Below are 24,088 nucleotides of genomic sequence, written 5' to 3' on the forward strand. Positions count from 1 at the left end.
AATGATAATGATTCGCATTATAAATGTAACAGACTATCTTGTCTGTCTCTGAACTCTACGGGGCTTTACCATGAAAGGATCTTTTCTCAAACCCTCGATACTGGCTATAGCGGTGGGCGCAGGTAGTAGCCAAATCGCTCTTGCGAACGAGGTAATGGAGCTGGACGAGCTGGCAGTTTACGGTGACACCTACCGCAGCACAGCGACCAAAACATCACTGCAGCCGGAAGACACGCCCCAGAGCATATCGGTACTGGACCAGCAGGCTCTGCAAATGCGCGATGCAGATTCAGTCGCTGCGGCGCTTCGATACTCCCCTGGCGTCAACACAGAGTTGCGCGGAGGAGCCGTGGGTCGTCTGGATCTGTTCAGCATTCGTGGTTTTATCAACTACCAAAACTACTACGATGGCATGCAGCTGCTATACAACGACTGGAATCTTCAGCCGCAAATAGACTTGTTAGCGGTTGAGCAGGTCGAAGTATTTCGTGGCCCTACGTCAACTCTGTATGGTTCCATGCCGCCGGGAGGCATGGTCAACCTGATCAGTAAAAAACCAACCGCGGGTTCATCCAATAAGATTGAGTTGGCTACCGGCTCGCGCAATTTGAATGAAGCCTCTGTTGAAAGTAGCGGCCAATTGGGAGATTCGGATCTATCCTACAGCCTGGTTGGGCTGGCCCGCACCCGAGATGGCCAGGCAGAAACCGCGGAAGAAGAACGTTACATGGTTGCGCCCTCCCTGGACTGGCAGATCAGCGATGACACCCTGGTGAATTTTAATCTGTACTATCAGAAAGATCCGGAGATGGGCATTTACACATCCTTGCCGGCCTCCGGTCTTTTTCTGCCGAACCCAAATGGCGAACTGGATACCGATGCGTTCTCTGGCGACTCCAACTGGAACCAGTTTGAAAAAGAGGTTCTTCTGGCAGGCTATAAAATCAACCACAACATCAATAACAACTGGAATTTTCTGCAGAACTTTCGCTACACCGATGCAGAAGCATTTCAAACCAACACCTATGGCACTGGCTTGGCCGCTGACGGACGAACCCTGTCACGAGAAGCCTATCTGACCGATGAAGCGACCACCGGGTTCACGATCGACAACCAGGTTTCCGGGCGCTTTCAAACCGGCGCAGCCGAGCACAACTTACTGGTGGGTTTTGATTATCTGAGCCTGAAATCAGACGTCATCTATGAGGATACGGCGGGTGGAAGCGGCGCGCCCTCCATTGACCTCTTCAATCCAAATCATCAGCAAATTTCACGCTCGACGATCGACATCACAGACACGCCGTATTCATCTGATTTCAACATTGAGAAAAAGCAGCTGGGCGTTTATGTGCAAGACCAGGTCAGAATTGACCGGTTTGTGATGATTGGCGGTGTACGTTGGGACGATTTCACAGGCACGGAAAACGGAACACAGTACGGCACCGCTGTAGACGCAAAGCTCGACCAGGATAATGTTTCAGCGCGTACCGGAATCATGTACCAGGCCGCAAACGGCCTCTCGCCTTACCTCAACTACGCTGAAAGCTTCGAACCACAAACCGGGAGGGATCGAAATGGCAATGAATTTGACGCCTCCGTCGGCGATCAGTGGGAATTGGGCGTTAAGTATCAGTCACCGGACCAACGCACCACCGCCAACCTCGCGTTTTACCAGATTACCAAAGAGAACGTACCAACCCGTGACCCAGCAGGCGGCCCGTATGACAAAATCCAGGCGGGTGCCGTGCGCTCGCAGGGCGTAGAGTTGGAAGCTCTGGCTCAGCCTCTGGACAACCTGCTGCTAACCCTGAGCTACACGTTCCAGGACGTAGAGATAACAAAAGATAATTCTGGACTGAAAGGTAAAACGCCGGTGTGGGTTCCGGAACATTTACTGTCGGGCTGGGCCGACTACAGCTTTGACCAAGGGCCTTTAAACGGTCTGATTGCCGGCATTGGAGCGCGCTATATCGGCGAGGCCGAATACGACGCGACCACCAACTCGGGCAAAGTTCCCGACGTCACCCTTCTGGACATCGCTCTTCGCTATGACGTGGGCCAGCTGGCACACACGTTGAACGGCACTGAGATCGGGGTATCCGTGAACAACCTCACCAACGAGCGCTATTATAGCTGCTTCGACAGTGCTAATTGCTGGTTTGGTGAGGAAAGAACGCTGGAGGCATCAGTGTCTTACTCGTTCTAGTACCTTCTTAACCCCCAGATGAAATAGGCGCCTCCCAGCAATGCGGCCACCAGGCCGGCTGGGATTTCCTGAGGGAACAGCACCTGACGCCCCAACCAATCCGCGCTTATCATCAGTAAAGCGCCAACCATCGCCGAACCTACAAGATGAGGTAGCGCCCTGGAGAAGCCCAGCATCCGGGCAACATGAGGCGCCAGCAAGCCTGCAAAACTCAAGGGCCCGACAATCAACGTTGCAAATGCGGTCAGTATGGCCACCAGTGCCAGCAGTATAAGCCGAACCTTATCCACACTCAGCCCCAAACCCAAAGCAACGTTGCGACCGAGGGGTAACAAATCCAACCAGCGAGCGACCAGTGGGGTTAGTGCCACCACCATGACAGCAAGCAGGAGCGCGCTCAGGCCCGTTGAAAAATCAACGTAGTAAGTTGAGCCTGACATCCATGCGATTACCTGTTGGATACGAGGGTCACCATTGGCAAGAAAGATACTTCTTAACGGGTCGAATAAAGCCGTTATGGCTATTCCAGTAAGAAGCAGGCGCTCGGACTGAAACCCGGTGCGGCGATTCAACAAAATCAAAACGGCTAACGTGATGACAGCACTCATTGATCCAGCCAAAACAAGCAGCGGCACGGTAACATCCGAGGAAAAGTAGATAGTGACAATCAATCCAATGGCTGTGCCAGAGCTGATCCCCAGCACCTCTGGACTGGCCATCGGGTTGCCCGTCATTCGTTGAATGGTCGTACCAGCTAGAGCCAGCAGAACGCCCGCCCCCGCAGCCGCCAGAACGCGCGGAAGCCGCCAGTTTACAATGGAGGCCCATTGTCCCGTGCCATTGAATATCCAGCCTCCGGTGGATTGAGTCACGAACAAAGCCACAATGGATGAAACCAGCAGTAAAACCAGAAGCCAAAGAAACATTCGTGAGGTGGGCTTACTGGTTAGCTGTAGAGTCGCTTTAGATGTGTTTGGCGCAGTGCCTTTGAGGGATAATCGCGGAATAAGCCAGAGCAATAACGGTGCCCCCAGGAGTCCGGTCATAGCACCGGTTGGAACCATTGAAGGCAACTGCGCCGAATACTGCAGCAAAAAAAGATCGGTAGTTAATAGCAGCAGTCCTCCGAACACAGGTGCCCATAGCAGTCGTTGTGCCAGAGTGCGTGCGCCCACCAGCTTGACGATCACCGGTGCAGCCAATCCCACGAAGCCAACGATACCCACAAGGCTAACGGCCGATGCAGTAATAAAAACAGACAACCCCAAGCTCAGCAATCGGAGCTTGCGTACGGATATGCCGAGACTACGGGCACCGGATTCATCCAATTCCAGCAAGCCCAGTGGCCGCACCATTAATCCGGCTATGATCGCCGCGACTACCAGGCGGGGCAACAAATGCAGCGTGTCGCTCCAGCTATTTTGAGCAAGAGAGCCAGCAGCCCAGATCATCAGGCCGCGAAATTCTTCCTGATGAAAAAGAATCAATACCGTGCTCAGCGCACCGATATAAAGATTAACGACTAAGCCGGCCAAAACCACAGCAACGGGCGCCAGCCACGATGCCAGGATAACGAAAGCACAATCAGTAATGAGATTGCACCCCCTGCCAGTGCCACCCACTCACTGCCGAAAGCCAAGAGACCGGGCGCAAAAAGCGTGGCCAACAAAAGACCAAGCTGTGCTCCACTGGCAACACCCAGTGTCGTTGGCGAGGCGATAGGATTACGCAAAACCTGTTGCATCAGAACACCCGCCAAGCCGAGCGCCGCACCAACCAATAGGGCGATGGTCATGCGAGGCAGCACGCTGAACTGAACCACCGCTGTAGACATCACTTTGGCTTCGGGCGCGGAAAGCCCAACAAAAAAATCGAAACTGCCGTGGCTCAGGCCTGGCAGTGTGTGGCTCAACAGGTTAAAAGTGATAACAACGCAGATGATAACCAGTGGCAAACAAATATACGCGGGAGAGGCCCGCTGATGTATAGAGATCATAAGTTGCGCAAGCCTGGCTCAGTGGCGTGCTGTTCAGTCAGTGCCTGATACAGTTCATCAGCAAAGCGAACGGCTGAAGGCAGTGCTCCAAAGCTCCACACCGCTGGCAACGATAGAACCCGATCATGGCGAACGGCCGGCAGCGCTTGCCAGAGCCTGTTATCGTCAAAAACCCCTTCCGCACTCATGGGAACCGGATCGACGATAACCAGGTATCCCTGAGTAACCAGTTCTTCTATGCCAACCGTGGTATAGCCCCACATATTTGTTTCGCCCTTCCAGGCGTTTTGCAGCCCGAGTTGTTTGATCACCATGTCGTATAAGCTACCTTTGCCATAAGCACGTACATGACGGTCATCAATAAACTGAACGACCAAAAGCGGAGGGGTGTCCATGGCAATTTTTTCTTTCATCTGGTCAATTCGCGAGCGGTGGTGCTCTATAACAACCTCAGCTTCTGCCGAGTGGTTGGTCAGTTCGCCAACCCGTCGAGTGGTATCTACGAGGTTTTGCCAAAAATCTTTCTCTGGATTGTATGTGGTCAGTGTTTGAACCGGTGCTATCTGTGAAAGAGTGGGCTCAATTGCACTATACAAAGGGGATATCAGGATAAGATCAAGATTCAGTGAAGCAGCCAACTCTCGGTTGGGCTGAGCACGCAGGCCTATATCCACAACCTGTTCAGGAAGTGACGGTTCCACGACCCATGCCTGATAGTCCTTAATCTGAGCCGTCGCAACCGGCACTACCCCTAACGACATAAGGGTTTCGACCAGCGTCCAATCAATGGCTGCCACTCGAAGGGATGCATTCTGCGATTGTGACAAGCTGGATACCGCAGCTTCGACATTCAGCGACACTAACGTCAGAAAGAAAAGCTGTAATAGTAGAAGACCCCGAACACGAGTCGGTGCATGACCCAAACAACGGAAGGATAGCAACAGATTATCCAAAAAAAATAACATGGCTGGGAAACAGAACCTCTGGCACTTCACCGCACAAACCCTTACGAGCCACGTACCCGCGCTGCCGGTTTGCATACGAAGTAATTTTAAGAGAACATAAACGCAACTGATTATTATTATACATTGCGCTGACAATTCCAGCCACTACCCGGGAGTTTTGATGGAGTTACTCGCCATCGTTTTCCGCCAGTACCGCCTCCCCTTTGTTATCATTATGCTTCTTAGCCTAATCAGCGCAGGCGTTGGTATTGGCGTAATAGCGTTCATTAACCAACAGCTGATTGAATCAGCGGGGGCACCCTGGCACGTGTTGCCAACCTTTTTCGGGCTGGTTTTACTCTTGCTGGTGGTTACTCTGGCGGCGCAACTTGCACTCACGATGCTGGGGCATCACTTCGTTTACGATTTACGCGGCCGGCTGATCAAGCAGATCCTGGATACCGATATCGAAACGCTTGAGCGCACCGGCAGTGCGGGGTTACTGGCAAGCCTTTCTGTTGACATCCGAAACATCACCTTTGCTTTTGTTCGTTTACCGGAATTAGTCCAAGGTGTTGTTGTTACGGTGGGCGCAGCGGCATATCTTGCCTGGCTATCCCCCGGCATGCTTATCGTCACCACTTTATGGGTCGGTGTAACAATGCTCGTTGGCTGGCTCCTTGTTCAAAGGGTATATCGCCACCTGGCGCAAGTTCGGGAAACCGAAGATGCACTCTACTGTGATTATGAGTCTTTTATTAACGGGCGAAAGGAGCTTGCACTTAACCGCAGTAGAGCCCGTCAGCTTTATGAGATCGACTACGAGCGCCACGCCAGCAGCTATCGCTGGCACATAATCCGCTCAGATACATTTCATCTTTCCGCAGTAAACTGGTCAAACATCATGATGGTTGGCGCGATCGGTGTGGTATTTTTTCTGGCCAACGGCCTGGGCTGGGCTAACACCAATATCGCAGCGACTTTTTCGCTGACACTATTATTTCTTCGCACGCCCTTGATTCAGGCGATTGGCGCGCTACCCATGCTACTTAATGCACAAGTTGCATTCAGAAAACTCGAGAGTTTGGATTTAGCCGCTTATGCGCCTGAATTTAATGTGGCGTCCCCCGCGCTAGACTGGAGCACGATTGAGCTGCGAGGGGTTACTTACCAATACCCTAACCAGGAAGGCCGGGGTTTTGTTGTGGGGCCGATTGATGTCACTCTGCGGCGCGGTGAGCTGGTCTTCCTGATTGGCGGGAATGGAAGTGGCAAATCTACTCTGGCTCGTCTTCTAACCGGATTGTATCGGCCCCAAAGTGGAGAAATTCTGGTTGACGGAAAACCGTTGACGACCGCTCAAGACTGGCAGCATTTTCGCCAGCGATTCTCTTCCGTATTTACAGACTTCCACCAGTTTGACCGCCTTTTAGGGCCAAATGGCCAAAGCCCTGAGCCTGAGCTGCTGAATGAATGGCTCAAAAGACTGCAAATGAGCAAAAAATTGGAGATTGATGCAGATCGAGTAACGAACCCCCAGCTATCACAAGGCCAACGAAAGCGACTTGCTTTGTTGTTGGCCATCGCCGAGCAGCGGGGTTTTATGCTTCTGGACGAGTGGGCTGCGGATCAGGATCCGCAATTCCGACGTTACTTTTACCGGGAGCTGCTGGGCCACTTGCATGATATGGGCGTTACGATATTCGCCATCAGCCACGATGACCATTATTTTGAGCATGCTGACCGCTTACTGGAAATGAAAGCGGGGCTCATGCATGAACTGACTGGTAAGCAGCGTGACCTTGCAACCCAGGATGCAGTATCCAGGGTCAGTGAGGCTTAATTTCTCGAGTACCAACAAGTAGGGAATAGAGCAACCCGTATACCTTGCAGGTGGGTTGCTCATTTCCCGTAATTGACTTACCAGTGGTAGTTCAAGCTGGCAGTGACGCGTCTGGCCTCACCGTAGTAACACCAGTAATCGCAGCTTGCGATATATTCTTTGTCGACCAAGTTGTTAATGTTGAGCTGAACACGCCAATTCTTTGCAAAATCATAACTGGCCATGGCATCAACCACACTGTACGAGGGGACCTCATAGCCATAGACCTCGTCCTTGGTTTCACCAACAAAGCGCACTCCCCCGCCCACCTTCAACCCCGGAACGGCTTGTGAAAACGCATAGTCCAGCCAGGCCGAGGCCATATGGCGCGGGATCAACGTAGCTCGAACCTCATCTGCGCCAATCGCCCGGTTTTGCGTGGTGGAGTCGCTGTAGGTGTAAGCCGCTGTCATCTGCAGGTCGCCAGTTAGGTAGGCAACCCCTTCCAGCTCAAAGCCGTCAGTATTGCGTTCGCCTTCTTGTACCTGGAAAGCACCATTGGTCACCAGCGAGTTTTTCTCTTCAATCTGGTACACCGAGGCGTTCAAATAGCCATCAATGCTTTCAGGCGCATACTTAATGCCTGCTTCCAGTTGCTTGCCTTCCCGTGGCTTATACAAGTCGCCATTAGCGTCGGTGCCAACCGTGGGCTGGAATGACTCGGTATAACTGATGTAGGGGGAAATGCCGTTATTCAGCAGGTACATAATGCCGCCGGATAACGACACTGCGTTATCGTCGGCACGCTCTTTGGTGCCGTTTGCGGCGTTATCGGTTTCAGCTTTGTCATAGCGTGCACCCGCGAGAAAGATCCATTGATCATCCAGCCGGAGTTGGTTCTGAAGATAGATACCCGTTTGCTGCTTTTTGACCGTTCGCTGAGTCAGATCGCTTTCCGCCACCGGCGTGTAATTTCCATACTGAGGCTCGAACAGATCCACGGTTCCGAAAGGGAACGGATCCGCTTCTTTGCCCGAGTTTTCCAGATCCTGGTAATCCACACCTATCAGTAGCGTATTTTCGGTGCGATCCGTGAACCACTTGCCAACCACTCGGTTATCAATCGTCCAGGAGGTGATATCACCATCGCGATACACCAGGCCCCGGGTGCCCTCTCTTGGCCCGCTCTGGAAGAAAATGTAAGTGCTGCGCAATAACATATCGAGCTTGCTATAGCGTAGATCTTGCTCAATACGCCAGGTGTCATTAAGTTGATGCGAGAGCTGGTAACCCAAAGAGGACTGTTCGCGTTCATTTACATCGTAGTCGGGCTCACCGTAATTCACCGCAGGGTCGACTTTGCCAAAGGGCGTGCTCTCAATGGTGCCATAGGGTAATTTGAAACCGTTGTAGGGCACTGCGTCATCTTTCTGAAAGCTGCCCAGAAGAGTCAGCGTGGTCTGGTCGCCAATGTCCCACTCAAGGCTTGGAGCCACGTAGTAGCGCTTGTTTTCAGTCTCGTCGATATCACCCTCGGCATTTTGATAAAGACCGACCAAACGATAGCGTACATGGTCACTGCTATTGACCGGTCCGGAGCTATCAAATCCGACCTGCTGATGGCCATTTGTACCACCTTCAATAACAACCTCCCCTCGGGGATCTTTCGTGGGGCGCTTGCTAATCGCGTTTATAACGCCACCAGGAGGCGCTTCGCCATACAGAACCGAGGCCGGGCCCTTCAACAGTTCTACCCTCTCAAGTCCATAAGGCTCCGGTAACCACTGGTAGTAACCTGCACGATATATACGCAAACCATCCTGATACGTCGACTGATCATAGCCGCGCACCTTAAACCAGTCGGTATCGTTATCGCTGCCGTATTGCCCGGTTACAACACCCGCACGATAACGGAAGCTTTCATCAAGGGACTGTACATTGCGCTCTTCCAGCTCATCGCGGGTGACCACAGACGCCGGACGAGGCGTTTCAATAATAGGAGCTTCCACTTTCAGCGCGGTTCCGGTTACAACAAGCGGAGTGAGTACTTCGGTGTCGCTGTCGAAGGTTTGCGCCATAGCCATAGGCACAACGCCCAGCCACGCTAACGGCGCGGTGTAACGTATGGCCTTGAGGAGTGGGCGAAGTGAAAAAGCGCTGGGAGACATTGCGTGGCCTCGAATAGAGTGTGGGCACCTTACGGCGACAGGTCTGCGTTAATGCTAATCTTATTGTTAATGATAATAGTAAATATTTCTATTTAAAAGTAATTCTCGAGTAGATGTCTCAAACCAGTAAAGGCACGAAGGAAGAGGGCACTGAGGAAATCCGAGGGATAGAAACGAAAAAAGGCAGACCAGTAAATTACTGATCTGCCTTTCTTTTATATGGTAGCGGGGGCAGGATTCGAACCTACGACCTTCGGGTTATGAGCCCGACGAGCTACCAGACTGCTCCACCCCGCATCAAACTTGTTGGTGGTCTCTCGATCACCGTGGCGCGCATACTACGGCGCAAAACCAAGCCTGTCAAAGACTATTCACACTTTCCGGCAATTTATCGCTCCAGAATAGCCGTTATACCTTGGCCACCGGCAGCACAGATCGAAATCAGGCCTCTGCCACTGCCCTTTTCTTCCAGAAGCTTGGCTAGCGTAGCCACAATACGCCCGCCGGTAGCGGCAAATGGATGGCCTGTGGCAAGGCTGCTGCCTTTCACGTTCAGTTTAGCGCGATCAATGCTACCCAGCGGCTTTTCCAAGCCCAGCTTGTCTTTGCAGAACGCAGGATCTTCCCAGGCTTTGAGCGTTGAAAGAACCTGAGAAGCAAACGCTTCGTGGATTTCATAGAAATCAAAATCCTGTAGCGTAAGGCCGGCTTTCTCCAGGAGACGCGGTACCGCATAAGCCGGAGCCATCAACAGCCCTTCTTTTTTATCTACAAAATCAACTGCGGCTACTTCCGAGAAAGTCAGCCAAGCTTTTACCTCGAAGTTATTGGCCTTTGCCCATTCTTCACTGGCCAGAAGCACGCAAGCGGCGCCATCGGTCAATGCGGTGCTATTGGCAGCCGTCATGGTGCCATTTTCGCGATCGAAAACCGGCTTCAGAGTTGCCAGCTTTTCGAGCGTAGTGTCCGGGCGCAGTATGTTGTCTTTTTCAAGACCGGCAAGCGGCGTCATCAAATCGTTAAAAAAACCTTCTTCGTAGGCTTTCATCAACTTCTGGTGACTCTCCCATGCCAGCAAATCCTGCTCGTCACGGGGTATCGCCCACTCCTTGGCGGTTACCTGGGCGTGCTCACCCATGGACATGCCTGTGCGGGGCTCGCCATTCTGTGGCACTTCGGGCTTTAGGTAGCCTGGGCGAAAACGGCTAATAATTTTAAGCCGGTCACCCGTGGTCTTGGCCCGGTTCAGATCCAGTAGAATCTCCCGCAGGCCTTCACTTACGCCAATGGGCGCGTCCGACGTTGTGTCCGCACCACCTGCAATACCGCACTCGATCTGGCCCAGAGCGATCTTGTTAGCCACCAGAATAGCTGCTTCCAGACCCGTACCACAGGCCTGCTGAATATCGTAAGCCGGGGTCTCCGGTGCAAGCCCACAGCTAAGAGCGGCTTCCCGGGTAAGGTTAAAGTCACGGGAGTGCTTTATCACAGCCCCGGCAACAACTTCACCAAGACGCTTACCCTGAAGATCAAAGCGATCTACCAGCCCACGCAAGGCCGATGTCAGTAGTTCCTGGTTATTAATCTTGCTGTAGGCCGTATTGGAGCGTGCAAAGGGAATACGGTTGCCACCAAGAATAGCTACGCGGCGAACGCCACTGGCGCCCTTATCTGCAGCTTTCGGAGCTACCGGTTTCTTCTGGTTGGACTTCTGAGCCTGTGCCATGATGATATCCTTTCTGTGCAAGTTCTCGGGGGATGGGGGGGCAGTCTAGCGCCAACCGCCATTGTCTCATTGGCATGCCTGACAAAGCCTTACAGGCATTGAGTCAATCACATAGCTTACGGATTCTTTACTCTGTGTAACCAACATGCTCCACACATCTTAGCAACACAAGGACGAAGCCATGTCTGACATTTATCTCAAACTTGTAAATACACCTATGGGTAAAACCGCAGCTCAATCCCTTGGGTTACCCTCACCCGTACCTCTTAAACGCCTCAAGCGTGCAGATCAACCTTTTATTGAGGGTGATGTGCTAGTCGGCGCGGGCAACGGCGGCAAGGCCATCTCGACCATTGGCCGCGTTCTCGGTGCCAGCGCCGCCACACTGCACCATGCCAGCGGTAAAACCACACTGGAAGACTCATCAAAAGCCGGTAACAAAGCGCAGGCATTGGATGTAGCTTCCGGCAAAGAAACAAAGTTTGCAGCGTTGGTATTCGACGCCACCGGCCTGAAAGGCCCTGAAGATCTTCGCGCCCTTTACGATTTCTTCCACCCTACCATCAAAAAACTCGGCGCGAACGCCCGTGTTGTGATCGTGGGCCAGGATCCGGCAACTTGCCGCAAAGCACCCCAGGCTGCAGCACAACAAGCCTTGGAAGGCTTCACCCGCAGCGTAGGTAAAGAAGTTGGCAAGAAAGGCGCAACGGCCAACCTGCTTTGGATGGCCCCCAACTCCGAAACGCAGCTGGAATCCAGCCTTCGCTTCTTCCTTTCTGCCCGGTCCGCCTATGTTTCCGGCCAGGTTGTTCGTATCGGAAAAGCCACCAGTGCGCCGACCACAAATCCGGTTGCTCCTCTTACCGGAAAGGTTGCCCTGGTAACCGGAGCCTCACGCGGTATTGGCGCGTCCATTGCGGAAACTCTTTCCAGAGACGGCGCCACCGTGATCGGGCTGGATATCGAACCTGCCATGGAAGAACTCGAAAAAGTCACCAGCGCCATCAAAGGCAAAGCCTGGCGTGTGACATTACGGCGGCAGACGCTCCCAAGAAGATTGCAGACTTTGCTGAAAAGCATTTTGGCGGGCTGGATATTGTTATTCACAACGCAGGTATTACCCGCGACAAAACACTAGGCAATATGCCCGAGCATTTCTGGGATATGACCATCGCCGTTAACCTGACTGCTGAAGAGCACATTAACGACGAACTCATGAGCCGGGGTTTGCTTAAAGAAAACGGCCGCATTGTTTGTATCTCGTCCATCAGCGGCATTGCTGGCAACTTTGGGCAAACCAACTACTCTGCAGCAAAATCTGGCGTGATTGGTTATGTGGAAGCCATGGCTAAACAGGTGAAGAACGGCGTTACCGTTAACGCTGTAGCGCCAGGCTTTATTGAAACCCAGATGACAGCCGCCATGCCCATAACCTTGCGTGAAGCCGGTCGTCGTATGAACAGCTTGTCTCAGGGCGGCCAGCCTGTAGATGTGGCAGAAACCATAGCTTGGTATTGCAGCCCGGCATCTGGTGGCGTGAACGGAAACGTTGTACGAGTATGCGGGCAATCACTGATCGGAAAGTAAAAAAAAARGGCAAGTCCAATGGACTTGCCCTTTTCAAAATCTGGTGGGTGGTACTGGGATCGAACCAGTGACCCTCGCCTTGTAAGGGCGATGCTCTCCCAGCTGAGCTAACCACCCAGAAAGAGTGGCGGAGCGGACGGGACTCGAACCCGCGACCCCCGGCGTGACAGGCCGGTATTCTAACCAACTGAACTACCGCTCCGCATCGATTCGGCATTAAGCCTGAACCGTGCACCAAACTCAAGAGCTCGATGCGTACCTTGAAAGAAAGTGGTGGGTGGTACTGGGCTCGAACCAGTGACCCTCGCCTTGTAAGGGCGATGCTCTCCCAGCTGAGCTAACCACCCACACTGGTACCTTTCAAAGGCACTCACTTGAAAACGCTGATGTTGCCTGTAAACAGACTTCATTGCTCAACCAAGTGAGAGGCGCATTTTAAGCATTTGTCCGGCGGTGTCAAATCTTTTTCCGGAAACCCTAAAAAAACCACCACCCGTCCGATTCTGCCGCCTCACGGCGCTCACGATCAGCTTCTTCATTGGCCTCCACAATAGACACCGCGGCATGGTTCGGTGCCAGTAAATCGCTGTTCAGGAAACGGGTTGAAACAATCTCCTGCCTTTGCATGGCGTACTCGCGCGTAACTAACTGCAAATCCCCCTGGGCAAGAGGGTGTTCAGGGTCTAGCTCGGGGTGGATCTGGGTTGGTTCAGACAACTCGTTGTACCGAAGATAATAAATCCCGCCCGGCTCAACATGAAGGGTGGCATCTGCAATCAGGCTTAAACTGAACGAGTTCATGCCCTCAAGACCAAGCAACGGTCTGCGCATGGCGATATGGCGCTCTCCGGGCTTTACAACAAGCCACGTGAAGCTGTCATTGCGAATATTGAAATAGTGGGAATCATCAACATAAACGCTGGGCGCTTCGATTTCATCGCCAGCCCATTCAGAGTCAGTTCGATAGAAATACAGAACCGCATACTTGCGATCCCAGCTATCGTTATCAATGTGCACAAAGTCATGGCCCGAAACTGGGTGCAGGAACGACCCGGTGCTTTTACCAATAGACTGATAAATCGTGCACCCAGATGCGGACACCAGCGACACGACGATCAAAACACGAAAACAAAACGAGCGCAGTTTGGAAGGCTCAAAAAAAGACACTGGGGTTTTCATTTTTGTTAACTCTTCATCCTTTGGTGAGTTGCTTGATCATAGCAACTGCCAAACCGTATAAATGAGAGCTACCGCAAGGGATGAATAACAAACCGTTACAAAACCCGGCGCCCGCTTCCGTGCGACAACGCCAGTGGAAATTTACGATCGGCTACTGACGAGATACCTGACCACGAAGCTGATTAACCTCCTCCGACAAACGCACAAGGCGCGACGTAAGCTGAGCGCGCGACGAGTCGATGGCCTGAACATTTCGCTTCAAAGCCGACAACTCATTTCCGAGGTCTTTATCACCACCGCTGCCAGACACCCTCTTCTCCAAAGCCGACAAACGCCCCTCTATCCCACTGACCCCCAGCTTCTGTTCTTGCTCAAAGCGGCGTACACGCCGCTCAACCAGCTGATCGACATCCGCAAATTGCTTACTCAAAGCAGTTAGCTTCTCAGCCGCCTGCCGGTTTGCATCTTCCAGAGCCGAAACTGAGGTTTCCGTCTGCTTTGTTAATGCGGCCACATCCGCACTCAAGGAAGTCCGAACCTTCTCAACCGTGGAGCCCACATCCGCCAACGTTTTCTTACCTTCCGCAAGATCTGACTCTGCGGCGGCAATCCGCTCCTGGTGGTCATTCAGCCGTTTCTTATTGCGCTCGTTTGCGATCACCCAGAGCTTACGAATCTCGCTACCCGCTTCATCCAGAAGCTTCTTCTGGGATTCCATCTGCTCCGTCAGTGACGCACCACGCTCCTGCAGGCTCTCCCCCGTTTCCGACAGATCCCCTTCAAACCTCGCCAACGCCAGCTTACTCTGCCGGGCGCCGTAATCTGCCTCTTCCAGCTGCGCTTCAAGTAACTGAATCCTCTGACTCTGTGAGTACCATCCCGCTACCGAAGCTACCGCCACAGCAACAACCAGCAACCACAAAACAGCCAAACTCGAACGGCCACTGCCGCCATTATCGCCTCCCTTGGCCGATTTCGGCGGCTTGGACGTGCCACCTGCATCTTCGCCTGACGACTTCGGCTTCTTCTGGGCCGGCGCTTTATGCTCCGGTGCACCAACAGGCCGCTCGGCTCTGAGTTCATCGTCATCTGGACGGATGGGTTCCATTACAGCTCCTGAATATGGACGGTTTAATTAACTGGCACTGATAATACATGCAGTTGTTGATAGGTTGAAATGACGAAGCATACAGACACCTTCCTTGCATGGTAGATAGCCAAAACATACAATGGCCGGCTTTCCAATTATGACAGGACTGTTGCGTATGCAGCCGCTTGTAGGACTTATCATGGGTTCCAAATCCGACTGGCCCACCATGGAACATGCCGCCAGCATGCTCGAAAAACTCGGCGTCGCCTATGAAACAAAAGTCGTCTCAGCCCACCGCACGCCGGATCTGCTTTTCGATTACGCAAAAAGCGCCTCCGACCGCGGCCTGAAAGTCATTATCGCAGGCGCCGGCGGCGCTGCCCACCTACCTGGTATGGTGGCATCACAGACATCTCTGCCAGTACTGGGCGTGCCAGTGCAATCCAAAGCACTCAGCGGCCTTGATTCGTTACTCTCCATCGTACAAATGCCCGGCGGCATTGCCGTAGGCACCCTGGCGATTGGCAACGCGGGCGCCACCAACGCCGGTTTGCTGGCCGCGCAGATTATTGGCACCTTTGATGAAGGTGTACGAATAGCTGTGGATGAATTCCGAGCCACACAGACTCGAACAATTCTCGACAACCCCGACCCAACAGTGGCTGGAGAACACAAATGAGAATTGGTGTATTAGGCGCCGGCCAACTGGGAAGAATGCTCGCCCTTGCTGGGTACCCGCTGGCCAAAACCTTTGTTTTCTACGACATGTCAGGCAGCCCCAGTGCCGGGCTGGGTGAAGTGATCATTGATCGCGAAGGCCAATACCTGGACGATTTTCTGTCCCGGGTGGATCGCGTTACCTACGAATTTGAACACCTCCCGGTAGAGGTGGCCGAAAAGCTGGCGAAACAAAAGCCCGTTCACCCCTCCCCCCGCGCACTGCAGATTTGCCAGAACCGCGAAGCTGAGAAAACACTGTTCGGCGAACTTGGCATCCCCACACCCCAGTGGAAAATTGCAGACAGCGCCGAATCACTGAAAGCGGCAGCCGAAAGCCTGGGCTGCCCGGTGGTGGCGAAATCCAACACCGAGGGCTACGACGGAAAAGGCCAAGCGGTACTTAAAAGCCCGGAAGATGCAGAAGAAGCCTGGGAATCCATCGGGCACCCACGGCTGATGGTCGAAAAGTTTGTGGAATTCAGCCGTGAAGTTTCCATCATTGCCGTACGTGCTGAGGATGGCCAACTGGCCTTTTATCCCATATCAGAAAACACCCACCACGAAGGCATTCTGCGCTATTCAATTGCCCCAGCGCCGAAGCTGGAAAAGCACGTTCAGGAAGATGCAGAGCACTACATCAAAGCTCTGCTTAACGAACTGGAGTACGTAGGTGTACTTACTCTGGAGCTGTTTGAAACAGCTAATGGCCTGGTGGCAAATGAGATGGCACCGCGGGTTCACAACTCAGGCACTGGACCATCGAAGGCGCGATGACCAGCCAGTTTGAGAACCATATCCGGGCTGTGAGCGGGCACCCTTTGGGTAGCGTTGAACCGCGCGGTCTGAGCTGCATGATTAACATCATCGCGGAACACGGGGATGTTGAACGCCTGCTGGAACTCCCTTACGCTCATGTACACCTTTACAATAAAGGCGAGCGGCCTGGCCGCAAGCTTGGCCATGTAAACGTTCTGGCGGACAACTACGCCGAACTGGTGTGGCGGGTAAGGAACTGTGTTCAGTTTTTGCCCGGCAGCCCAGAGTTCAGCAGTTCGCTAGACTCTATCAGCAAGGGCTGAATCGCATTGCAGGGTTGATATTGCTCAGATCGACCTTATATTAGAGCGGTGACATTCAAATATAACTGAGAGAAACAGGGAGACGACCTCATGGCTTTTGAACTTCCGGCACTACCTTACGAAAAGAATGCTCTGGAACCACATATTTCTGCTGAAACCCTCGAGTACCATTACGGTAAGCACCACAACACTTACGTCACCAAGCTGAATGGTCTGGTTGAAGGTACCGAAAACGCAAGCAAGTCGCTCGAAGACATCATCAAAAGCGCCAGCGGCCCGCTGTTCAACAACGCAGCCCAGGTATGGAATCACACTTTCTACTGGAACTGCCTGAGCCCGAACGGCGGCGGCGAGCCTACCGGTGCGGCCAAAGAAGCTATCGAAAAAGCCTTTGGCTCGTTCGATGACTTCAAAAAAGAGTTCAACGACAAGGCCGCCAACAACTTCGGTTCTGGCTGGACTTGGCTGGTCAAGAAAGCAGACGGCAGTGTTGCTATTGCCAACACCAGCAATGCAGAAACACCGTTGACCGGTACTGACAAGCCAGTACTAACCGTTGATGTGTGGGAGCACGCGTACTACATTGATTATCGCAACTCCCGCCCGAACTACCTGGAAGCGTTCTGGAACCTGGTTAACTGGGATTTTGTGAACGAAAACCTGGCCTAATTAGGTAAACAGGCTTTCCAGATACAGCCAGCAAACGGCTGAATACAAAACGCCCGCTTCTACGCGGGCGTTTTTGTGTAATCTTTTATTAAACTTACAAATAATAACGTTAGCGCCCTGAAGTCTTCGGGGAAATCACCGATACTCTATACAGTATAGTTTACGCCTGAACCGTGGCCTGAGTTGTCCGCCATGTGTTTTACAAGTACATATACGCCTGACCAGCAGGCTAAAGACAGGTCTGAATGCAGAACTTTTTTGAGGTTGAAAACCGCCTTGACTACCGCATCCTGAGATGGATACTCGCGGTTGCGCTGATCAGTGGCGTGATCGTTAGCGCCATTCAGGTGGTAATCGATGCACGGCGCGTTTCGACTGATCTGGACAACCAGGCCAGTCAGACCATTGCCATGGTTAAAGATGCCACGACCCAAGCTGTGTTCAGCATAGACGCCGACCTGGCAAACCAAGTAGTCGACGGCCTGTTTGCCCATGAAGCCGTGCACCTGGCCCAGATTCTTCACGCTAACGGCGACCCCCTAAGTACCCGCGAGCGCCCCTTAATAGACAGCGCATTCAGACCGCTGATTAATTGGATTTTTGGCGCCGAGCGCCAGTTTCGCACAGAACTTAAGCGTAACGGCGATTTAGATACCGTATACGGGTACTTTATAGTTCACTATGATACCTCGCCGACTGGCCATATGTGGCTGGGCCGCGCCATGATTACCCTCACCTCCGTCGTGGCTACCGCCGTAATTTTGGGCATGGTGTTGTACTTCGTTTTTTACATGCTGCTTACCCGTCCACTGCTGCGAATTGTGCACTCAGTAAAACAGGTGGACCCTGAAAATCCAGACGATCGCCTGATTGCGACTCCAGCCGGCCATGAAAAAGATGAGCTTGGACACTGGGTGAACACCACTAACACTCTGCTTATGGCCATTGGCAAAAGCCAGAAACGCCATCGCGAAGCTGAAGACAGGGTAAGCAGGCTCGCCCGCTATGACCAGCTTACCGGGCTGCTGAGCCGGGACAGTTTTATGGAACTGTTGCAGGCCGACATAGAAGAATCCAAACGCAACCACACCCTGTTATCTGTGATCGTCTGTGGCATTGATGACTTTAAATCCATCAATGATCAATGCGGCTTTCGAACCGGGGACCTCACTTTGCAAGCCGTGGCGGATCGACTCCTTGAATGCTTGAGCGGCTCGCGCTTTATCATTGCTCGCCTTGGCGGCGATCAGTTTGTGGTTGTCGAGAAAGGGCTTAAAGACGGTTTTCAGGCAGCCGATACCGCAGAAGCCATTCTGGCCGGCATCAGTGAAACCATAGGAGTGGAAGGCCAAAACATTTCGATGACAGCAACCTTGGGCATCGCACTATACCCCTCCGACGCCATCCAGCCAGATCGACTTCTACAAAGTGCGGAACAGACCATGATGCTGGCCAAGCAAAAAGGCCGGGATCACTTCCAGTTTTACGTGGCAAGCATTGATCAGGAAATCCGCGATCGCAAACAGCTCGAGAAGGATCTTTCCGAGGCTTTGTCACTAGATCAGCTGCACTTGGTTTACCAGCCCCAAGTCGATCTCCAGACCAAAAGGGTCATTGGCGCAGAAGCCTGCTGCGCTGGGAGCACCCTGTGCGCGGGTTGGTACCACCGGATTATTTCATCCCCTTTGCCGAGAATAATGGCTCCATTGTTGAGATTGGCCAGTGGGTTTTGGAACGGGCCTGCCTGCAAGCCAGGTTGTGGGCCGAAAAAGGGCTTCCTCTGCGCATTGCCGTCAACCTGTCTGCGGTACAGCTGCGCCAGGACCGCATTGTGGATGACATCCTGGATACGCTGAAGCGTCACAATATCCCCGCCGGCCGGCTGGAACTGGAAGTAACAGAAACAAGCTTTATGACCAACCTCTCCGATGCCGTGGCCAAACTACATGCCTGAATCGTGCAGGCATCAGCATAGCGGTAGACGACTTCGGTACCGGCTATTCGTCCCTGACTTATCTTAAGAAAATGCCGGTAAAACACCTGAAGATCGACAAGCAGTTCATTCGAGACTTGCTGGTTAACGAGGAAGACACCCGCATCGCCAACACCATCATCGATCTAGGCAAAAGCCTTAACCTGACGGTCGTTGCAGAAGGTGTAGAAACCGCAGAACAGGAATATTACCTTAGCCAGCGGGGTTGTAAGCTGGCGCAGGGGTACTTCTTTAGCAAACCCCTGCGCCCCGCCGATTTTGAGAAATTCGTTCAAGGATTTCACCAGAAACTTGTAGAAAATAACGCCTGATTCATTACCTGTGAGGAGTTGCCATGGGCACTACCATTATTGGCCTGATCGTTATCGCTGTTGCTGTAATCTATCTGGTATTTATCTACAACCGCTTGGTTTCTCTGCGCAACCAGTTCAAAAATGGCTTTGCCCAAATTGATGTCCAGCTCCAGCGCAGGCACGATCTTATTCCCAACCTGGTCGAAGCCGCCAAGGCCTACCTTGTGCACGAGAAATCAACGCTGACCCAGGTTATGGAAGCCCGAAACAGCGCCGTAAGCGCCCAGAAAGATGCCGCCAAAGATCCTGGAGACGGCACCAAAATTCAACGCCTGGGTGGCGCCGAGAACCTGCTCACCAAAGCCCTCGCCAACTTCTATGCCGTAGCCGAAAACTACCCGGATCTGAAAGCCAACGAAACCATCCAGCAACTGATGGAAGAACTTTCAAGCACGGAAAACCGGGTCTCCTTTGCGCGCCAAGCCTACAACGATGGCGTAATGAGCTATAACATCTTCCGCGAGCAATTCCCCAACAACGTGATCGCCGGCATGCTTGCATTCAAGGAAACCTCCCAACTGGAACTTGAGTCTCCCGAGGCCCGCCAGGCACCCAAAGTGGCCTTCTGAGGCCCTGACCCATGGCTCATCCCGGTTTTTTCCAGCGCCAGGCCAGTGCCCGGCGCAACACCAGCCTTCTCGTATTTCTGTTCCTCACCGCCGTGGCGCTGATCACCCTGGCCGTATGCCTCGTGGGTTACTTGGTAACCCGCAGCGAAACCTCGGGCTTACCCTTCCATTACTGGCTACTCACCAGCCACGGGTTGATTACCGCCTCAGCTGTGGTGCTGCTCATATGCATGGGCTCACTCATACGCTGGGTAGATCTTGCCGGTGGAGGCAGTCGCGTTGCGAAAATGGTGGGCGCGCGGCCTATTGATCCGGATACCCGTGACAGCGATGAGCGCAAACTGCGCAATATTGTAGAGGAAATGGCCATTGCCAGCGGCGTGGCCGTGCCGGAACTCTACATCATGGACAACGAAACGGGGATCAACGCTTTCGTTGCCGGGTATACGCCCGGCTCCGCCGTTATGGTGGTCACCCATGGTTCCATCACGCAGCTAAACCGGGATGAACTACAGGGCGTTGTGGGTCACGAGTTCAGCCACATATTTAACGGTGACATGCGCCTTAACGTGCGCCTTATCGCCCTGCTTTCGGGCATATTAATGATCGGTCAGATAGGAAGCTTTCTGCTTCATGCGTCGTTCTACAGCGGCGGGCGATCATCGGCACGCAATCGTGATGGTCGCGCCAGGCAGCCATGGGAATTCTTGGCGTGGCTCTGTTTGTTATCGGCTACGTGGGTGTATTTTTCGGACGCTTGATTCAGGCTGCTGTATCGCGCCAGAGGGAAACGCTGGCCGATGCCTCGTCGGTGCAATTTACCCGAAACCCCGACGGTATTGGCGGTGCCCTTTTCAAAATCGGGCTTCGAGGCAGCTATCTGGATACCACCGGCCACGCCAGTGACATGAACCACATGTGCTTCGGCGAAAGCGCCCGCATGAAGTTCTCGTCGCTGCTTGCCTCCCACCCCCCTATTGAACAACGTATCAACGCGATCCAGCCGGGCTTATGGCGCGTCTGAAAAGCCGCCTTCGGGATACAGAGACTGGCGACGATCTGCGCGCGGCAACCTCCGGGCAAAGCCCAGCAGAGGCTTCCGGCTTCGCAGGAGCAGCCACAGACCGGTTTGGTTCCATCTCAGGCCGGCGCACATCACATTCCGGCTCGGCCATCGCCACATCTGTGGCAGCCCCGGAGATTGCACAAAAGCTTTCAGAAAGAGTCGGTACGATCAGCCCAGAAGGTGAAGACTTTGCTATAAAACTGCTGCAACACCTGCCATCAACGTTTCGCGGTTTACTGTATACCCGGGCTGGCGCTATTCAGCTCTGTTACGCCCTGCTCATTAGCGATCTGAGCGAGCACCAGAAGTCTGAGCGCCTCAAACTGCTTCCCGACCATTCGTTGCTTGGCGCACAGTCCGACCTGCTGGCAAAACTGACCCCGGCCCTTCAGAGCCTTGGCGAGGCTGTGCGCTTCCCTGCGCTGGAGCTCGCCATGCCTGCACTGCGCAAGCTAGACCCGGATGAACGCGCTGAACTGATTCGAAACGTAAGAAAACTGGTGAGTGCAGATAACCGGGTTACGCTGTTTGAGTTGGCGCTTACCAGCTTTCTCTCACGCCATTTAGGCGCAGATTCAGAAAGAGCAATACCTGTTCGCCACCGTAGTTACAAAACGGTGATGCCGGCACTACAGAGGCTGTTGAGCCTGCTGGCACGAGCCGGCTCGGGTGAAGAGGCAGACGCAAAGAGCCTTTACCATGAAGCCATCGCAGGCTTTGCCAGCAAGGGCCATGCCGATAACTCAATGCTGACAAAAGTTACGATGCGGCAGCTACAGGAAGCCCTGAAGACGCTAAACGGGCTATCACCACTGCTAAAGCCCGCCGTCATCGACGCCTGTGGGCACTGCATCACCTATGATGGTGTGATCGAGCCGCGCGAATACGAACTCATGAGATTAGTGGCGGATCAGATGGACTGCCCAATGCCGCCGATGGTGGTGTGAATAAGGGTGGTAGCTGGCTTACTGAGCCAGCGCACCCTCCCCCGGGCTAAACAGTACATCAACGTTCGGATTACTTCTTCTTTCCGGCAAGCCAAGCTTATCGCGAACATCCAGGTTCACCTTCCAGAGTTTATTAAACTTCTCCGACGTGGCAGCAACTGCATCTGCCTTACCCAGCATGATCTTCGGCCGCAAAAAAACCAGCAAGTTGCGTTTTACACGGCGCTCAGATTCAGATGAAAACAGGCGGCCGAGATAGGGAATATCGCCCAGCAGGGGAACCTTGCTCTTGTTGACCATGTAGTCATCGCGGGTGAGACCGCCCAGCACAATGGTTTCACCATCATCCGCCAACACGGTTGTTTTTATCTCCCGCTTATTGGTCACAATATCAGAAGCATCTTCAATACTGTCGGCCACACTCTCGGTGGTTTGCTCCACCACCAGCCTCACCAAGCCATCTGCACTGATTGTTGGGGTCACCTTCAGGGTAAGACCAATATCCCGGCGCTCAATAGTGGTAAACGGGTTGGTGGTGCCATCACCCGTTACGGTGGACTGCCCCGTACGGAACGGAACATTCTGGCCGACAATAATTTCCGATTCTTGGTTGTCCAGAGTGATGAGGCTAGGCGTCGAAAGCAGATTAGCGGCAGCAGAGGTAGAAAGCGCCTGCAGAAGAATGCCCCAGCTTATGCCATTTTCGTTTCTCTGGCCGGCTCCTACCGTGATGCCCCCAACCGCTGGTGCTATGGCAGATTCCGTCAGTATTGCGCTAAGCACATCACCTAAGCTCTTACCTACATTGCCAAAGTTTGTTCCCATCACAGGCGTCGAGGAGCCCGACTCATCACCCAGGGCTACTTGAACGCCAAGATCCTGACCCAACTCATCGCTAATTTCTACAATGGCTGCCTCAATCATTACCTGAGCACGACGCACATCCAGCGCAGCCACAATTTCCTCGGCTTCCTGCATCAGCGAAGGCTCGCCGCGAACTACCAGTGCGTTCAGGCCCTCATCAGCAAACACCGTAAACCTACCTTGGGGCCTCGTGCTGGCGCCACCACTTGCAGCACCACCGGAACCCTCCTTAGTTCGCTCGCCCATGACACCATTCAGGATCTCAGTGAGGTTCTTCGCATCGGCATGCTTAAGACGGATAACCTTGGTTGCACCGCCACTGGCAGAAGGCTGATCCAGTTGAGAGATCAGGCCGCGTATCTTGCCACGGAAGGTTTCATCGCCCCGAAGGATAAGGCGATTGCTACGCTCATCCGCGGTGACGCTGTATTTTCTGACAGAGTTATCGTTACCCCCACGGCCTAGCTCATCCGGCGCAAGCTCTTGTAACAGGGTTACCATATCGCCGACCCATGCCTCCTTAAGCTTGATCACTTCCACTTCATACTTGGAGGGGCTATCCAGCTCCCGAACAATCTGCTCCATGCGCTTTATATTTGAGGCGTGGTCACTAATAATCAGGGCATTGGCTGCAGCGACACCCGCAAGGTGACCGTACTTTGCCACCAAGGGCCGAAGAATAGGCACCAACTCCAGCGCATTGGCGTTATTAACCTGAATCACCCGGGTTATAAGCTGCTCGGAAGGAATGCTGGGGAACCGGCCTAAGACTTCGGCGGACTGCTTCGCATCCACCTGCTGCACCACCTTAATGACTTCCTCGCCGGGAATGGCGGTAAAACCATGCACGTTGAGCACCGCAAGGAACAAGTCGTAAATCTCGTGTTTGTTCATCGGGGCACTGGAAAGCACTGTAACCTTCCCTTTTACCCGAGGGTCCACCACAAAACTGTAACCGGTAATGTCCGCCACCTGAGTTACGAAGGCGCGTATGTCTGCATCTTTAAGGTTCAATCGCCAGGTTTCATCCTGGCCGTGGGCTACAGACATCAAAGGAAGAAGAATAAGCAGAGCGAGGGCCCGCAGAAAATTTGTTTTGTGGTTATACAT

The 24,088-nt window shown here is 53.2% G+C and carries 16 protein-coding genes, 4 tRNA genes and 4 pseudogenes; 13 read left to right on the forward strand and 11 right to left on the reverse strand.

Going from position 1 to position 24,088, the window contains the following annotated elements; all coding sequences use genetic code 11:
- Positions 1-70 precede the first annotated feature (70 nt).
- Positions 71-2,206: a TonB-dependent siderophore receptor gene (locus BCA33_RS12980; protein ID WP_071266473.1), complete on the forward strand. Its 2,136-nt coding sequence runs from the start codon at positions 71-73 to the stop codon at positions 2,204-2,206.
- On the opposite strand, the pseudogene fhuB reads toward BCA33_RS12980, so the two are convergent.
- Together fhuB and BCA33_RS12990 are read right to left on the reverse strand one after the other, a co-directional pair.
- Positions 2,203-4,202, reverse strand: a pseudogene (gene fhuB / locus BCA33_RS12985) (Fe(3+)-hydroxamate ABC transporter permease FhuB). The gene BCA33_RS12980 and the pseudogene fhuB sit on opposite strands and share 4 nt — an antisense overlap.
- A complete protein-coding gene (locus BCA33_RS12990) occupies positions 4,199-4,999 on the reverse strand; it encodes an iron-siderophore ABC transporter substrate-binding protein (protein WP_217632668.1) in 801 nt (266 codons plus the stop codon). Before BCA33_RS12990 ends, fhuB begins: the two are co-directional and overlap by 4 nt.
- Positions 5,000-5,327: 328 nt before the next feature.
- On the opposite strand from BCA33_RS12990, the gene BCA33_RS12995 reads away from it, so the two are divergent.
- Positions 5,328-6,989: a multidrug ABC transporter permease/ATP-binding protein gene (locus BCA33_RS12995; protein ID WP_071266475.1), complete on the forward strand. Its 1,662-nt coding sequence runs from the start codon at positions 5,328-5,330 to the stop codon at positions 6,987-6,989.
- Positions 6,990-7,066: 77 nt separating this feature from the next.
- Here BCA33_RS12995 and BCA33_RS13000 read toward each other — a convergent pair whose 3' ends face one another.
- From BCA33_RS13000 to BCA33_RS13010, 3 genes are all read right to left on the reverse strand, one after another.
- Positions 7,067-9,136, reverse strand: a complete 2,070-nt coding sequence (locus tag BCA33_RS13000) for a TonB-dependent siderophore receptor (RefSeq protein WP_071266477.1) — start codon at positions 9,134-9,136, stop codon at positions 7,067-7,069.
- Positions 9,137-9,356: 220 nt separating this feature from the next.
- Positions 9,357-9,433 (reverse strand) — tRNA-Met (locus BCA33_RS13005).
- A gap of 91 nt (positions 9,434-9,524) precedes the next feature.
- Positions 9,525-10,862, reverse strand: coding sequence for an acetyl-CoA C-acetyltransferase (locus tag BCA33_RS13010; protein ID WP_083394746.1), 1,338 nt, complete (start codon positions 10,860-10,862; stop codon positions 9,525-9,527).
- A 181-nt stretch (positions 10,863-11,043) separates the two neighbouring features.
- On the opposite strand from BCA33_RS13010, the pseudogene BCA33_RS22565 reads away from it, so the two are divergent.
- Positions 11,044-12,449 (forward strand): annotated as a pseudogene (locus BCA33_RS22565) (3-oxoacyl-ACP reductase).
- A gap of 41 nt (positions 12,450-12,490) precedes the next feature.
- Here BCA33_RS22565 and BCA33_RS13020 read toward each other — a convergent pair.
- The 5 genes from BCA33_RS13020 to BCA33_RS13040 form a co-directional block, all read right to left on the reverse strand.
- Positions 12,491-12,566 (reverse strand) — tRNA-Val (locus BCA33_RS13020).
- An 8-nt stretch (positions 12,567-12,574) separates the two neighbouring features.
- Positions 12,575-12,651, reverse strand: a tRNA-Asp gene (locus BCA33_RS13025).
- A gap of 69 nt (positions 12,652-12,720) precedes the next feature.
- Positions 12,721-12,796: transfer RNA gene (locus BCA33_RS13030), tRNA-Val, on the reverse strand.
- 130 nt (positions 12,797-12,926) lie between these two features.
- The gene (locus tag BCA33_RS13035) at positions 12,927-13,628 is read right to left on the reverse strand and encodes a DUF2846 domain-containing protein (protein WP_083394747.1); all 702 of its coding nucleotides are present in this window, start codon (positions 13,626-13,628) and stop codon (positions 12,927-12,929) included.
- Between the two features lie 151 nt (positions 13,629-13,779).
- Positions 13,780-14,736 carry a hypothetical protein gene (locus tag BCA33_RS13040; protein WP_071266478.1) on the reverse strand — a complete coding sequence of 319 codons (957 nt, stop codon included), beginning with the start codon at positions 14,734-14,736 and terminating at the stop codon, positions 13,780-13,782.
- Positions 14,737-14,893: 157 nt separating this feature from the next.
- Here BCA33_RS13040 and purE point away from each other — a divergent pair, with 157 nt between their 5' ends.
- From purE to BCA33_RS21930, 10 genes and pseudogenes are all read left to right on the forward strand, one after another.
- Entirely contained in the window at positions 14,894-15,397 is a 504-nt protein-coding gene (gene purE / locus BCA33_RS13045) for a 5-(carboxyamino)imidazole ribonucleotide mutase (protein WP_071266480.1), read from the forward strand.
- A pseudogene (locus BCA33_RS13050) lies at positions 15,394-16,517 on the forward strand (5-(carboxyamino)imidazole ribonucleotide synthase). Before purE ends, BCA33_RS13050 begins: the two are co-directional and overlap by 4 nt.
- A gap of 90 nt (positions 16,518-16,607) precedes the next feature.
- Positions 16,608-17,186 carry a superoxide dismutase [Fe] gene (gene sodB, locus BCA33_RS13055; protein WP_071266482.1) on the forward strand — a complete coding sequence of 193 codons (579 nt, stop codon included), beginning with the start codon at positions 16,608-16,610 and terminating at the stop codon, positions 17,184-17,186.
- Positions 17,187-18,229: 1,043 nt separating this feature from the next.
- A pseudogene (locus BCA33_RS21905) lies at positions 18,230-18,604 on the forward strand (diguanylate cyclase); the annotation flags it as partial.
- Between the two features lie 230 nt (positions 18,605-18,834).
- Entirely contained in the window at positions 18,835-19,140 is a 306-nt protein-coding gene (locus BCA33_RS21910) for an EAL domain-containing protein (RefSeq protein WP_254774387.1), read from the forward strand.
- Between the two features lie 17 nt (positions 19,141-19,157).
- Complete coding sequence (locus BCA33_RS21915; RefSeq protein WP_368087251.1) at positions 19,158-19,490, forward strand: EAL domain-containing protein; 333 nt, start codon at positions 19,158-19,160, stop codon at positions 19,488-19,490.
- A 23-nt stretch (positions 19,491-19,513) separates the two neighbouring features.
- Positions 19,514-20,101, forward strand: coding sequence for a LemA family protein (locus BCA33_RS13065; RefSeq protein ID WP_071266484.1), 588 nt, complete (start codon positions 19,514-19,516; stop codon positions 20,099-20,101).
- A gap of 11 nt (positions 20,102-20,112) precedes the next feature.
- Entirely contained in the window at positions 20,113-20,862 is a 750-nt protein-coding gene (locus BCA33_RS21920) for a M48 family metalloprotease (protein ID WP_254774388.1), read from the forward strand.
- Complete coding sequence (locus BCA33_RS21925) at positions 20,814-21,125, forward strand: M48 family metalloprotease (RefSeq protein WP_254774389.1); 312 nt, start codon at positions 20,814-20,816, stop codon at positions 21,123-21,125. Before BCA33_RS21920 ends, BCA33_RS21925 begins: the two co-directional genes overlap by 49 nt.
- Positions 21,113-22,114: a hypothetical protein gene (locus tag BCA33_RS21930; protein ID WP_254774390.1), complete on the forward strand. Its 1,002-nt coding sequence runs from the start codon at positions 21,113-21,115 to the stop codon at positions 22,112-22,114. The genes BCA33_RS21925 and BCA33_RS21930 overlap by 13 nt, the downstream gene beginning before the upstream one ends.
- An 18-nt stretch (positions 22,115-22,132) precedes the next feature.
- On the opposite strand, the gene gspD is transcribed toward BCA33_RS21930, so the two are convergent.
- Positions 22,133-24,088, reverse strand: a complete 1,956-nt coding sequence (gene gspD, locus BCA33_RS13075) for a type II secretion system secretin GspD (protein WP_071266486.1) — start codon at positions 24,086-24,088, stop codon at positions 22,133-22,135.

Source organism: Marinobacter sp. AC-23 (assembly GCF_001858325.1).
Classification (GTDB): Bacteria; Pseudomonadota; Gammaproteobacteria; order Pseudomonadales; family Oleiphilaceae; genus Marinobacter.

Bases quoted from the DNA above. Each gene is read 5' to 3' on its own strand.
- BCA33_RS13040 (WP_071266478.1), bottom strand. From the start codon at position 14,736: ATGGAACCCATCCGTCCAGATGACGATGAACTCAGAGCCGAGCGGCCT.
- sodB (WP_071266482.1), top strand. From the start codon at position 16,608: ATGGCTTTTGAACTTCCGGCACTACCTTACGAAAAGAATGCTCTGGAA.
- BCA33_RS21920 (WP_254774388.1), top strand. From the start codon at position 20,113: ATGGCTCATCCCGGTTTTTTCCAGCGCCAGGCCAGTGCCCGGCGCAAC.
- BCA33_RS13065 (WP_071266484.1), top strand. From the start codon at position 19,514: ATGGGCACTACCATTATTGGCCTGATCGTTATCGCTGTTGCTGTAATC.
- BCA33_RS12995 (WP_071266475.1), top strand. From the start codon at position 5,328: ATGGAGTTACTCGCCATCGTTTTCCGCCAGTACCGCCTCCCCTTTGTT.
- BCA33_RS13000 (WP_071266477.1), bottom strand. From the start codon at position 9,136: ATGTCTCCCAGCGCTTTTTCACTTCGCCCACTCCTCAAGGCCATACGT.
- BCA33_RS21930 (WP_254774390.1), top strand. From the start codon at position 21,113: ATGGCGCGTCTGAAAAGCCGCCTTCGGGATACAGAGACTGGCGACGAT.
- BCA33_RS13010 (WP_083394746.1), bottom strand. From the start codon at position 10,862: ATGGCACAGGCTCAGAAGTCCAACCAGAAGAAACCGGTAGCTCCGAAA.
- gspD (WP_071266486.1), bottom strand. From the start codon at position 24,088: ATGTATAACCACAAAACAAATTTTCTGCGGGCCCTCGCTCTGCTTATT.
- BCA33_RS12980 (WP_071266473.1), top strand. From the start codon at position 71: ATGAAAGGATCTTTTCTCAAACCCTCGATACTGGCTATAGCGGTGGGC.
- purE (WP_071266480.1), top strand. From the start codon at position 14,894: ATGCAGCCGCTTGTAGGACTTATCATGGGTTCCAAATCCGACTGGCCC.
- BCA33_RS13035 (WP_083394747.1), bottom strand. From the start codon at position 13,628: ATGAAAACCCCAGTGTCTTTTTTTGAGCCTTCCAAACTGCGCTCGTTT.